The 12,535-nt window shown below is 75.4% G+C and carries 9 protein-coding genes; 5 read left to right on the plus strand and 4 right to left on the minus strand.

The genetic code is table 11. The features are described from left to right. The first annotated feature begins 66 nt into the window (after positions 1-66). Both malQ and GY42_RS01900 read left to right on the plus strand, forming a co-directional pair. A complete protein-coding gene (malQ, locus tag GY42_RS01895) occupies positions 67-2,193 on the plus strand; it encodes a 4-alpha-glucanotransferase (protein ID WP_046528024.1) in 2,127 nt (708 codons plus the stop codon). Beyond that, a complete protein-coding gene (locus tag GY42_RS01900) occupies positions 2,190-2,741 on the plus strand; it encodes a toxin (protein WP_052748169.1) in 552 nt (183 codons plus the stop codon). The genes malQ and GY42_RS01900 overlap by 4 nt, the downstream gene beginning before the upstream one ends. Positions 2,742-2,793: 52 nt before the next feature. On the opposite strand, the gene pepN is transcribed toward GY42_RS01900, so the two are convergent. Then, the gene (pepN, locus tag GY42_RS01905) at positions 2,794-5,400 is read right to left on the minus strand and encodes an aminopeptidase N (protein ID WP_046528025.1); all 2,607 of its coding nucleotides are present in this window, start codon (positions 5,398-5,400) and stop codon (positions 2,794-2,796) included. A 272-nt stretch (positions 5,401-5,672) separates the two neighbouring features. On the opposite strand from pepN, the gene GY42_RS01910 reads away from it, so the two are divergent. Next, positions 5,673-6,287 carry a mycothiol-dependent nitroreductase Rv2466c family protein gene (locus GY42_RS01910; protein WP_046528026.1) on the plus strand — a complete coding sequence of 205 codons (615 nt, stop codon included), beginning with the start codon at positions 5,673-5,675 and terminating at the stop codon, positions 6,285-6,287. A gap of 35 nt (positions 6,288-6,322) precedes the next feature. Beyond that, positions 6,323-6,817: a DUF6636 domain-containing protein gene (locus GY42_RS01915; protein ID WP_046528027.1), complete on the plus strand. Its 495-nt coding sequence runs from the start codon at positions 6,323-6,325 to the stop codon at positions 6,815-6,817. Between the two features lie 28 nt (positions 6,818-6,845). Here GY42_RS01915 and GY42_RS01920 read toward each other — a convergent pair whose 3' ends face one another. Further along, positions 6,846-8,486 carry a diguanylate cyclase gene (locus GY42_RS01920; protein WP_152667204.1) on the minus strand — a complete coding sequence of 547 codons (1,641 nt, stop codon included), beginning with the start codon at positions 8,484-8,486 and terminating at the stop codon, positions 6,846-6,848. A 162-nt stretch (positions 8,487-8,648) separates the two neighbouring features. After that, positions 8,649-10,643: a M13 family metallopeptidase gene (locus tag GY42_RS01925; protein WP_046528029.1), complete on the minus strand. Its 1,995-nt coding sequence runs from the start codon at positions 10,641-10,643 to the stop codon at positions 8,649-8,651. 60 nt (positions 10,644-10,703) lie between these two features. Between GY42_RS01925 and GY42_RS01930 the strand changes: the two genes are divergently transcribed. Continuing rightward, complete coding sequence (locus GY42_RS01930; protein ID WP_046528030.1) at positions 10,704-11,156, plus strand: ribose-5-phosphate isomerase; 453 nt, start codon at positions 10,704-10,706, stop codon at positions 11,154-11,156. 108 nt (positions 11,157-11,264) lie between these two features. Here the strand turns inward: GY42_RS01930 and GY42_RS01935 are convergent, their stop codons facing one another. Next, on the minus strand, positions 11,265-12,509 hold the full coding sequence (locus GY42_RS01935) for a GNAT family N-acetyltransferase (RefSeq protein WP_046528031.1): 1,245 nt from the start codon (positions 12,507-12,509) through the stop codon (positions 11,265-11,267). Positions 12,510-12,535: the final 26 nt, after the last annotated feature.

Here is a 12,535-nt window from a genome sequence, read left to right on the forward strand (position 1 = left end):
CGCGCGTCGGTGGGCCCGTGGGCCCCGTCACGCGCCGTGCCGCGTGCGCTCTGGCAGGATCGAGGCGTGCCGGACGCGACCATCCACGAGGACCTGCGGCGGCTCGCTGCCGCCTACGACGTCGTGCCCGGCTACCGCGGCCACGACGGCCTCGAGCACGAGGCCACCGACGAGACCGTCGTGCGGGTGCTCGCCGCGCTCGGCGTCGACGCGTCGAGCCCGCAGCGCGTCGCGCTCGCGCTCGCGCACGTCGAGAACACGCCGTGGCGGCGCACGCTGCCGCCGGTGGTCGTGACGCGCGCGGGCCGGACCGTGCGGGTCCCGGTGCACGTCACGCACGGCGACCCCGTCGACGTCTGGCTCGAGCTCGCCCCCGAGGTCGGCGGCGGCCGCCGCGAGGTCACGCAGGTCGACGTCGTCGTCGAGCCGCGCACCGTCGACGGCCGGCTCGTGGGCCGGGCCACGTTCGAGCTGCCGCCGGACCTGCCGCTCGGCTGGCACGAGATCCACGCCGAGGGGCCCAGCGCGCAGGCGCACAGCCCGGTCGTCGTCACGCCGGACCGGCTCGACCTCCCGCAGCGCCTGCGCGACGGCGGTGCCTGGGGCGTCATGGCGCAGCTCTACTCGGTGCGCTCGCGCGCGTCGTGGGGCGTCGGCGACCTCGCGGACCTCGCCGAGCTCGGGTGGCTCGCGGGCCGTCGCTGGGGCGCGGACTTCCTGCTCGTCAACCCGCTGCACGCGGCCGAGCCCGTCGAGCCGCTGACCCCCAGCCCCTACCTGCCGGCCACGCGCCGGTTCGTCAACCCGCTGTACGTCCGCGTCGAGGACGTGCGCGAGACCGCGTACCTCTCCGCGGCCGACCGCGCGCTCGTCGAGTGGGCGGCCGAGCCCGTGCTCGTGCTCGACACGGACCCCGGGCCGATCGACCGCGACACCGCGTGGGCGGCCAAGAGGTCCGCGCTCGAGGTGGTGTTCGCGCACCCGCGGTCGCCCGCGCGGCAGGCGGCGTTCGACGCGTTCGTCGAGGAGCAGGGCGAGGGGCTGCGCGAGTTCGCGCTGTGGTGCGCGCTCGTCGAGCGGCACGGTCCGCCCGCGGGCTGGCCGGCGGAGCTGCACGACCCGCTGTCCGACGCGGTCGCGGCCGCGGCGGTCGAGCTGCACGACCGCGTGGTGTTCCACTCGTGGCTGCAGTGGGTGGCCGACGAGCAGCTCGAGCACGCGCAGCGCGTCGCACGCGAGAACGGCATGGCGCTCGGGATCATGCACGACCTCGCGGTCGGCGTGCACCCCGAGGGCGCCGACGCGTGGGCGCTGCGCGACGTGCTCGCGACCGGGGCGTCGGTCGGCGCGCCGCCCGACATGTACAACCAGCAGGGGCAGGACTGGTCGCAGCCGCCGTGGCACCCCGAGGCGCTCGCGCGGGCGGCCTACCGGCCGTACCGCGACATGCTGCGCACCGTGCTGCGGCACGCGGGCGCCATCCGGATCGACCACGTCATCGGCCTGTTCCGGCTGTGGTGGGTGCCCGCGGGCAACGCCGCGACCGACGGCGCGTACGTGCGCTACGACCACGACGCGCTCGTCGGCATCCTCGCGCTCGAGGCGCACCGCGCCGGGGCCGTCGTCATCGGCGAGGACCTCGGCACCGTCGAGCCGTGGGTCGCGGACTACCTGTCCGAGCGCGGCGTGCTGGGCACCTCGGTGCTGTGGTTCGAGCAGGAGGCCGACGGGAGCCCGCGCGCGCCCGAGTCCTACCGGCGGCTGGCGCTCGCGACCGTCACGACGCACGACCTGCCGCCGACGGCCGGCTACCTCGCGGGTGAGCACGTCGCGCTGCGCGAGCGCCTGGGGCTGCTCACGCGCCCCGCGCGCGAGGTGCGCGCCGAGGCCGCGGCCGAGCGGGACCGCATGCTCGCGGCGCTGCGCGACCGTGGCCTCGTCGGGGACGACCCGTCCGAGCGCGAGGTCGTGGAGGCCCTGCACGCGTGGATCCGCGCGACGCCGGCGGTGCTGCTGGGCGTCTCGCTGGCCGACGCGGTGGGGGAGCGACGCGCGCAGAACCAGCCCGGCACCGACCAGGAGTACCCGAACTGGAAGGTGCCGCTCGCCGACGGCACCGGGCGCCTCGTGCTGCTCGACGACCTGTTCACGCACGCGCGCGCCGAGTCGCTCGCGCGCGTCATGCGGCGGTGACCGCACCGCTGCGGCGCGTGCGGGTCGTGGGGACGTCCGGGTCGGGCAAGACGACGTTCGCGCGCCGCCTCGCCGACGCGCTGGGCGTGCCGCACGTCGAGCTCGACGAGGTGTTCTGGGGGCCGGGCTGGGTCATGCGCGACGCCGACGAGGCGCGCGCCGACGTGCGTGCACGCACCGGGGGCGGCGCGTGGGTCGCCGACGGCAACTGGGCCACGAACCTCGGCGACGCGCTCGACGACGCGGACGCTGTCGTGTGGCTGGACTACCCGCGCCGCGTCGTCATGGCACGCGTCGTGCGGCGGTCGGTGTGGCGCGGCCTGACGCGCCGCGAGCTGTGGCACGGCAACCGCGAGTCGTTGCGCAACCTCGTGCGGCGCGACCCCGAGGACAACATCGTGCTGTGGGCGTGGACCTCGTACGCGCGGGTGCGGGAACGGTACGCCGCGCTCGCGGGCGGCCCGGGGCCGCGCGTCGTGCGGCTCACGAGCCCGCGCGCCGCGCGGCGCTGGCTCGCGCAGCAGCCCGGGCGGCAGCCGCGCCGCTGACGCACGACGACGGCCGGGCCCCGCGCGGGACCCGGCCGTGGTCGTGCCGCGCTCAGGCGCGGCGGCGGTCCGCCTCCTGCGCGGCGAGCGCGCGCCGCACGCCGTCGCGGGACTCCGCGAGCAGCCGCCGCAGCGCGGCGGGCGCGTCGGGGTGCGCCGCGAGCCAGGCGTCGGTCGCACCGAGCACGTCGGCCCGGGCGTCGTCCGCGAGCTCGGTCGGGTACAGCCCCAGCACGACGTTCTGCGCCATCTCGTTGGTCTTGTCGGACCACACGCCCTCGAGCGAGGCGAAGTAGCGCTCGACGAACGGCAGCAGCAGCGACGCGTCGTGCACGCGGCCGAACCCGCTGATGGTCGCCGCCTGCAGCGCGTTCGGCAGCTCGTCGCCCGTGACGACGGCGGCCCAGGCCGCCTCCTTCGCCTCCGGCGTGGGCACCGCCGCCCGCGCGGCGGCAGCGGCGCGCTGCCCCGTCGCGGTCGGGTCGGCGGCCTGCTGCGCGGCGACGTCCGCCTCACCGGCGCGGCCCCCGGCGACCAGCGCCGTGAGCAGCTCCCACCGCAGGTCCGTGTCGATCGACAGGCCGTCGAGCGTCACGCGTCCGTCGAGCAGGTCGGCGACCGCGTCGAGCTGCGCGGCCGTGCGCGCGCGGGCCGCGAACGCCTTGACGAGCTGCAGCTGCAGGTCGGACCCGGCGGGTGCGGCCTGCGCGAGCGCGTGCAGCCGGTCGGCCGCCGCGACGGCCGTCGCCTCGCGGTGCTCGGGTGCGACGTACAGGTCGAGCGTCGTCGCGAGCTGCCGCAGCAGCACGAGCACGACCGACGAGTCCGTCTCGTGCGCGACGTTGCCGAGCACGAGGTCGACGAAGTCGCGTGCCGGGGTCTCGCCGTCGCGCGTCGCGTCCCACGCCGCCGCCCACACGAGCGTGCGGGGCAGCGAGTCGGTGAACTTGTCGAGGTGCGCGACGGCGGTCGCGAGGGAGTGCGGGTCGAGCCGCACCTTCGCGTACGCGAGGTCGTCGTCGTTCACGAGCAGCAGCGCGGGCCGCGGCACGCCGATGAGCTCGGGGACCTCGGTCCGGGCGCCGTCGACGTCGAGCTCGACGCGCACGGTGCGCACGAGCCGCGCGTCGTCGCCCTCGCCCTGCAGCTCGTAGCCGCCGACCGCGAGACGGTGCGGGCGCTGCACGGGGTGCTCGTCGGGCACCTCCTGCAGGACCGCGAACGACGTGATCACGCCGTCGGCGTCCACCTCGACCGCGGGCCGCAGCAGCGTGACGCCGGCCTTCTCGAGCCACAGCGCCGACCACGCGGACAGGTCGCGGCCGCTCGTGGCCTCGAGCTCGGTGAGCAGGTCGCGCAGCTGGGTGTTGCCCCACGCGTGCTGCTGGAAGTACGCGCGCACACCGGCGAAGAACTGCTCCTGGCCGACCCACGACACGAGCTGCTTGAGCACCGAGGCGCCCTTGGCGTACGTGATGCCGTCGAAGTTCACCTCGACGTCCTCGAGGTCGCGCATGTCGGCGACGATCGGGTGCGTCGACGGCAGCTGGTCCTGGCGGTACGCCCACGACTTCTCGAGCGACGAGAACGTCGTCCACGAGCTCGTCCAGCGGGTCGCCTCGGCCGCGGCGAGCGTCGACGCGTACTCCGCGAACGACTCGTTGAGCCACAGGTCGTCCCACCAGCGCATGGTGACCAGGTCGCCGAACCACATGTGCGCGAGCTCGTGCAGGATCGTCACGGCGCGCCGCTCGATCGTGGCCTCGGGCACCTTGGAGCGGAACACGTAGGACTCGAGGAACGTCACCGCGCCGGCGTTCTCCATGGCGCCCGCGTTGAACTCGGGCACGAACAGCTGGTCGTACTTGGCGAACGGGTACGGGAACCCGAACTTCTCCTCGTAGAACGCGAAGCCCGCGCGCGTGACGTCGAGGATCTCGTCGGTGTCGAGGTGCTGCGCGAGCGACGCACGGCAGTACACGCCGAGCGGGATCGTGCGGCCGTCGCTGCTCGTGAGCTCGCCGTGCTCGCCGTGGTAAGGGCCGGCGACCACCGCGGTGATGTACGACGAGATGCGCGGCGTCGTCTCGAACCGCCACGTCGCGGTGCCGGCGTCGCGCCCGCCGTTGAGGTTGCGCCCGCCCGGGACGGGCTCGGGCTCGCCGACCTGCGGGTAGTTCGACACGACCGTCCAGTGCGCCGGCGCCGTGACCGTGAACGTGAACGTGGCCTTGAGGTCGGGCTGCTCGAACACCGCGAACACGCGGCGCGAGTCGGCGACCTCGAACTGGCTGTAGAGGTAGACCTCGTCGTCGACCGGGTCGACGAAGCGGTGCAGGCCCTCGCCCGTGTGCATGTAGGCGCAGTCCGCGACGACCGTCAGCTCGTTCTCCGCGGCGAGGTCGCTCAGGTGGATGCGCGAGTCCGCGACGACCTCCGCCGGGTCCAGCCGTCGCCCGTTGAGGACGACCTCGTGGACGGCCGGGGCGATGAGGTCGACGAACGTGCTCGCACCGGGCGTCGCGGCGAACCGCACGGTCGTGCGCGACGCGAACGTCGTGGGGCCCGTGGTGAGGTCGAGCTCGACGTCGTACGCGTGCGTGCGCACGAGCGCCGCACGCTCGGCGGCCTCGGCGCGGGTGAGGTTCTCTCCGGGCACGGACGATCTCCGATCGGTGGGCGGCGGTGGCCGCGGCGGGACGGTGACGGCGGACCGGGACGGTCGGCGGCGACGGGGGTCGGGCGGCCGGGCGCGGTTCGCAACCGATGTCGCTCGTGCGCGACCGCACGATCATGCCACGCAGGCGGGACGCGGCACCGGCCTGCGCGCACCCCCCGGGCCGCGTCGCGCCCGGGCACGACCTGGACGGTTGTGCACACGGGCGCGCGACGGGGCACACTCGGCAGGTTGGTCAGCGAGAGGAGAGCGCCGTGCCCGTCGTCGACTTCTGGTTCGACCCCGCCTGCCCGTGGGCGTGGATGACGTCCCGCTGGATGGACGAGGTGACGCGCGTGCGCGACGTCGACGTCCGCTGGCACGTGATGAGCCTGTCCGTCCTCAACGAGGGACGCGACCTGCCCGAGCGGTACCGCGAGCTCATGGACGCCTCGTGGGGCCCCGTGCGGGTCCTCGTCGCGGCGGCGCGCGACCACGGCGACGAGGTGCTCAAGCCGCTCTACGACGCGATGGGCACCCGCCGGCACCCCGGGGGTCGCAGCGACACCGACGCGATCGTCGCCGAGTCGCTCGCCGAGGTCGGGCTGCCCGCGGCGCTCGCGGACGTCGCCGCGACGCAGGAGGTCGACGACCTGCTGCGCGCGTCGCACCAGCGCGCGCTGGACCTCGTCGGCGACGAGGTCGGGACGCCCGTCGTGGCGATCGACGGCGTCGGGTTCTTCGGCCCCGTCATCACCCCCGCGCCGCGCGGCGAGGACGCCGGCCGGCTGTTCGACGGGCTCGCGCTCGTCACGAGCGTCCCGGGCTTCTACGAGCTCAAGCGCACCCGGACCCAGGGTCCGGTGTTCGACGCACCCGACCCGGCGTGAGCGGGCGCGGCCCGTTCGCGGGCCTGAGTCGCGGGATGAAGGCGTTTCTCCTGGTGGACGCCCTGCTCGTGGTGCTGCTCGTGGTCGTGCTCGCCGTGACCCTGCCCGGCCGTGGGGGCGGCGGCCGCGACGACGCGGGGGCGGCCGACGCGTCCGCGTCCGCGTCGCCGACGCCCGCCGCCGCCGCGGACCGGCCCGTGACGTTCGCGCTGCCCAGCGGCAACATCGAGTGCGAGATGAGCACGAGCGGCGTGGTCTGCACGATCGGGACCTTCACGTACGCACCGCCGCAGGTCACGGGGTGCGACGCGGGCGCCGGGCACGTGGTGCGGCTCGACGCGGACGGCTTCGCGTTCCAGTGCGAGGACGACGGCGTCCCGGACCTCGGCACGCCGGTCGAGCTCGCGTACGGCGCGACGCAGACCGTCGGCGGGTACACGTGCTCGTCGGGCACCGACGGCGTGACGTGCACCGACGCCGCGGGCGTCGGCTTCCGCCTCGCCCGGGCGCAGTGGGTGACGCTGCCCTGACGCGTGCCGCCGCGCCCTCACGTCCCGCTCAGGCGGGTCGCACCTGCGGGTCGCGGCCGGTGGTGGTGGCGCTCTCGACGCGGTCGCGCCCGCGCCGCTTCGCGGCGTAGAGCGCGCGGTCGGCGGCCTCCAGGACGTCCGCGGGTGTCGTGCCGTCCTGCGGGAAGCTCGCGACGCCCGCGGACAGCGTGACCCGCGGTGCGCCGACGGCGCCCGGTGCCGCGCCGGCGTGCACGCGCAGCTCGTGCGCCCGCCGCAGCGCCGCGGCGTGGTCGATGCCCGGCATGACGAGCACGAACTCCTCGCCGCCGACCCGGACCACGGTGTCGGTCGGTCGGGCGTGCGCGGCGAGGCCCGCGGCGACCGCACGCAGCACGGTGTCGCCGACGGCGTGCCCGTGCGCGTCGTTCACGTCCTTGAAGTGGTCGACGTCGAGCGCGACGAGCGACGCGTGGCCGTGCGACGCGCGCGCCGCGTCGAGCGCCGCGCCCACGGAGGGCTCGAGCGCGCGCCGGTTGTGCAGGCCCGTGAGCTCGTCGTGCTGCAGGTCGTCGCTGAGCTGGGCCCGCACCTGCTCGGCGCTGACGAGCTCGGCGTTGAGGCGCTGGTTCGCGATGGACAGGTCGGTCGTGCGCGTCAGCAGCTCGAGCGTCGACGCGCGCAGCTGCCGCACGCGACGCACCTCGTCGGTCACGTCCGACACCAGCAGGACCCAGCCGACGTGCCGTCCGTGCGGGTCGCGCAGCGCGCGCGCCCGGACGTCGATCCAGGCGTCCTGCGCGACGGGCACCTCGCGCAGCAGGACGTCCTCGAGGTCCTCGGGGTCCGGCAGGGTCAGGCCGAGGTCGGTCAGCGTGAGGTCGCCGCGGGCGCCCGGTGCGATGCGCGCGACGAGCGTGCGCCCCTCCGGGTTGAGGTCGACGAGGCGGCCCGTGTGGTCGGTCACGACGACGGCCTGCGCGAGGTGCTCGAAGACCTGCTCGCGCGCGACCGTGGCGACGCGCACCATCTCGTGCCGGAAGACGGCGACCGTGACGATCACGGCCGTCGGCCCGAAGCCGAGCCGTGCGAGCTGGCCGCCGTCCGAGTCGCTCAGCGCCCACACGAGCCCGGCGGTCGACGACACGACGGTCGGCGCGACGCCGAGCAGCACGACCCGCAGCTGGCGGCGGCGGAACGGGCCGGCGGACGGCAGCGCGAGCAGCCCGCCCGCGACCGCGAGCCCGGCCGTCAGGTAGCAGGCCGCCGTGCCCACCCAGTACGCGGGTCCGGGCGCGACGCCGTCGCCGGCGAGCTCGAAGTAGCGGTGGTGCCACGGGTCGGTCGCGAGCAGGACGAGCGCCGTGCCGGCCGGGATGAGGACGAGCGTGCGCACGGCGCGCGAGGGACGCCGGGTGGGGTCCACGACCGACGCGACGACGAACCACAGCGCGACCGCGACCACGAGCGTCGCGCCCTCGGCGAGGTGCCGCGCGAGGAAGACGCCGGGTGCGGCGGCGTCGGCGGCCGTCACGTACGCGCCACCCAGGCCCCACGCGGCGAGGCCGAGCAGCAGCGCCGCCAGCGGTCCGGCGCCGGGCGCCTCGGCGCGGCGGCGCACCGCCGCGACCGCGAGCACGACGCACGTCAGCGCGACGAGGACGTCGAGGGCCGCGAGCGCTGCACGCATGGCGCCGACCTCCCCGGCGGGGGCGGCTCGTGCGGTCGCCTCCCGGCGGCCCACGATGACAGGCGCGCCGTCGTGGACACGCGTCCAGCGCGGGATCTCAGCCGGGTGAAAAGGCCGGTGCCGTGCCGCGGTAGGCCCGCGGCACGGCACCGGCCCGGGCCGTCACCAGATGCGCACGCGCTCCTGCGGGTCCAGCCACAGCGCGTCGGTGGGCTGCACGTCGAACGCGACGTAGAACTCGTCGATGTTGCGCACGACGCCGTTGCAGCGGAACTCGTCGGGCGAGTGCGGGTCGGTCGCGAGCCGGCGGATCATCTCGGCGTCGCGGGCCTTGGTGCGCCACGAGTGCGCCCAGCCGACGAACAGCCGCTGCAGCGCCGTGAGGCCGTCGAGCACGGGCGCCTGGTCGATCGGGTGCCCGAGCGCGATCTCGTACGCACGGACCGCGATCGCGAGGCCGCCGAGGTCGCCGATGTTCTCGCCGATCGTGAGCTCGCCGTTGACGCGGTGGCTGCCGTCCAGCTGGCGCGGCGAGTACTGCGCGTACTGGTCGACGAGCGAGCGCGTGCGTCGCTCGAACTCGGCGCGGTCCTCGGCCGTCCACCAGTCGACGAGCCGGCCGTCGCCGTCGTACTTCGAGCCCTGGTCGTCGAACCCGTGGCCGATCTCGTGCCCGATGACCGCGCCGATGCCGCCGTAGTTCACGGCGTCGTCCGCGTCGGCGTCGAAGAACGGCGGCTGCAGGATCGCGGCCGGGAAGACGATCTCGTTCATGCCGGGGTTGTAGTACGCGTTGACGGTCTGCGGCGTCATGAACCACTCGTCGCGGTCGATGGGCCGGCCGATCTTGTGCAGCTCGCGGTCGAGCTCGAACGCGTTGGCGCGCCGCACGTTGCCCAGCAGGTCGTCGGCGCGGACGGTCAGCGCCGAGTAGTCGCGCCACCGGGCGGGGTAGCCGATCTTCGGCGTGAAGGCCTCGAGCTTGTCGAGCGCGCGACGGCGGGTCTCCTCGCCCATCCACTCCAGGGACGTGATCGACTCGCGGTACGCCTCGACGAGGTGGGCCACGAGCGCGTCCATGCGCTCCTTGTGCGACGGCGGGAAGTGCCGCTCGACGTACACCTTGCCGACGGCCTCGCCCAGCGCGCCCTGCACCAGGCCGACGCCGCGCTTCCAGCGGTCGCGGACCTCCTGCGCGCCCGAGAGCGTGCGGCCGTAGAAGTCGAAGTTCGCCTCGACGACCTCGTCCGTGAGGTACGGCGCGCGCGCGGAGACCACGTGGTACGTGGCCCACGCCTGCCAGTCCGCGAGCGGGACCTCCGCCCAGAGCTGCGCGAAGCCCTCGGCGAACGACGGCTCGCGCACGACGAGCCGGTCGAGCGCACCCGCGGGCGCGCCGAGCGCGACGGCCCACGCGCGCCAGTCGAAGCCGGGCGCGCGCTCGACCAGCTCGGCGAGCGTGAGCGCGTTGTAGGTGAGCTCGGCGTCGCGGTCCTTCACGACGTCCCAGTGGTGCGCCGCGAGCCGCGACTCGAGGGCGACCACGCGCGCCGCGAGGTCGTCGGGGTCGCCCGCGGCGACCACGCCCGAGACGGGCGCCGCGAGCCGCAGCATCCGCGCGACGTGGGGCAGGTACTGCTCGCGCACCTCGGCGTGCTGGTCCTCGCGGTAGTACGCCTCGTCGGGCAGGCCCAGGCCGCCCTGCACGAGGTGCACGACGTACGTGTCGGGGTCCTTGGCGTCGTTGTCGACGTACAGGTCGACCGCCGACAGCGCACCCGTGCGCTGCAGCGCGCCGAGCGCGGTCGTCAGCTCGGCCGGCGAGGTCGCGGCGTCGACCGCCGCGAGGTCGTCGCGCAGCGGCTCGACGCCCGCCGCGGCGACCGCGTCGGTGTCCATGAAGCTCGCGTACAGCGCGCCGATCTTCGCCTCGACGCCGTCCGCGTCACCGGTCGTCGCGGCCTGCGCGGCGTCCGTGATGATGTCGAGGACCTGCCGCTCGGCCTGGTCGTACAGCGCGCGGAACGGCCCGTCCGTCGAGCGGTCCGGCGGGATCTCGTACGACGCGCGCCACCGGCCGTTGACGTACGCGTCGAGGTCGTCCTGGGGTCGCACCGTGGGGTCGAGGTCGTCGAGGGGCACTCCGCTGCGCGTCATGGGCGACAGCCTAGGAGGTGGAGGTGACAGCGGCCCCGCCACCTGCGGCAGGATGGCCCCATGCGCATCCACGTCGCCGCCGACCATGCCGGGTACGAGCTCAAGGTCGCGCTCGTCGAGCACCTGCGCGCCGCCGACCACGAGGTCGTCGACCACGGTGCCTTCGAGTACGACGAGCAGGACGACTACCCGTCGTTCTGCTTCGCGGCCGGGGAGGCCGTCGTCGCCGACGCCGGTTCGCTCGGCGTCGTGATCGGCGGCTCGGGCAACGGCGAGCAGATCGCCGCGAACAAGGTCACGGGCGTGCGCGCGGCCCTCGCGTGGAACCTCGAGACCGCGCGCCTGGGGCGTCAGCACAACGACGCCAACGTCGTCGCGATCGGCGCGCGGCAGCACGCGGTCGACGAGGCGATCGCGCTCGTCGACGCGTTCGTCGCCGAGCCGTTCAGCGGCAACCCGCGCCACCAGCGCCGCATCGACCAGCTCGCGGCGTACGAGGCCGCGCGCGCCTGACCCGCCCTCCCGCAGGCCGACGGGCCGGTGCCGCACGTGCGGCACCGGCCCGTCGGTGCGTCCCGGGCGTCCCGTCGGTGCAGGAGCACCGACGGGACGGCCCCGGCGTCAGAACACCCAGGGGCACACGGGTGCGAGCGGCGAGGTGAACGCCGCCGTGACGCGAGCGAGCGCGTCGGGCGCGCCCGTCACGAGGCCCGCGGACGCGAGCGCCGTGGCCGACCGGCCGCCCAGGTACAGCGCGCCGAGCTCGCGCACGTCGAGCCGCACGTCGGCCTCGACGTCCGTCCGCGTGACCGTGGCTGCGCCGTCGGCGCCGACCGCCACGCGCCACCGGCCCGCGTTGGCGGGCACGAGCGCGTCGGTCACGTCGAGCACGACGTCGAGCGGCGCCGCGTAGCGCCGGCCCTGCAGCGCGGCCGGCAGGTCGAGCACGCGGACCCACACGTTGTCGCCCGTGCGCCGCTGGATCGGACGCGGGTCGACCAGCAGGTGCAGGAGCGCGTCGTCGACCGGCAGCATCGGCGTCTCGACCGTCGAGGTGAGGTCGAGGTCCAGCAGGAACGACCACAGCCGGTGCGTCGCGGCCGGGTCGAGCGCGAACGCCCAGCGGACCTTGACCTTGTACTCGGGGCCGCCCTCGCCCCAGCCCTCCTTGCGGCTGAACGCGGCCGCGGCGCGCACGTCGTCGCCGTCGCGGACGGTCACGAGCAGCAGCGGCTCGAAGCCCTGCCGCCACGCCGGCGGGTCGCCCACGAGGCGCGCGCGCAGCGCGGCGGTGGGCCGGGGCATCCACCCGGGGCGCCCGGCGCCCGCGCGGCGGTGCAGGTCCTCGGCGAGGTCCTCGTGCTCCTTGCCGAGCCGCTCGAGCCGGACGTCGAGCGTGTCCGCACCCGCGACCGGTCGCAGCGCGGCACCGCGCCGCAGCGTGAGGTTCACCGAGTCGGAGGCGCTGCCGTAGCCGAAGCGCCCGTAGATCGCGGCCTCCGCGGCGAACAGCGCCGACACGGGCTCGCCGCGCTCGAGCGACCGCTCGACGTGCGTGGTGATCATCGAGCGCAGCAGACCGCGGCGGCGCTGGTCGGGTCGCACGCCGACCCAGGTGAGGCCGCTGCACGCGACCGTGCCGCCCGGCACGGGCATCTCGAACGGGTACGAGCCGTGCACGGCCGCGAGCCGGCCGTCCGGGCCCTCGACGGCGACCATGCGGTCGTCCGGCACGGGGAACGGCAGGATCTCGGCGATCTCGGGGTCGACCCACCCGGCGAACGCCAGGTCGTCGACCGCCCGGAACTCGTCGCGCCGCTCGGGCGGGACGACGACGGTGCGGTAGCCCTGGGGGAGAGTGCTCATGCCTGCCATCCTGCGGGGTCGGCGCC

The organism is Cellulomonas sp. FA1 (assembly GCF_000986825.1).
In the GTDB taxonomy this organism is placed as follows: Bacteria; Actinomycetota; Actinomycetes; order Actinomycetales; family Cellulomonadaceae; genus Cellulomonas; species Cellulomonas iranensis.

Excerpts from the sequence above, each read along its gene's own strand:
- GY42_RS01930 (WP_046528030.1), top strand. The coding sequence starts at position 10,704 with ATGCGCATCCACGTCGCCGCCGACCATGCCGGGTACGAGCTCAAGGTC.
- GY42_RS01915 (WP_046528027.1), top strand. The coding sequence starts at position 6,323 with ATGAAGGCGTTTCTCCTGGTGGACGCCCTGCTCGTGGTGCTGCTCGTG.
- GY42_RS01925 (WP_046528029.1), bottom strand. The coding sequence starts at position 10,643 with ATGACGCGCAGCGGAGTGCCCCTCGACGACCTCGACCCCACGGTGCGA.
- GY42_RS01920 (WP_152667204.1), bottom strand. The coding sequence starts at position 8,486 with ATGCGTGCAGCGCTCGCGGCCCTCGACGTCCTCGTCGCGCTGACGTGC.
- GY42_RS01935 (WP_046528031.1), bottom strand. The coding sequence starts at position 12,509 with ATGAGCACTCTCCCCCAGGGCTACCGCACCGTCGTCGTCCCGCCCGAG.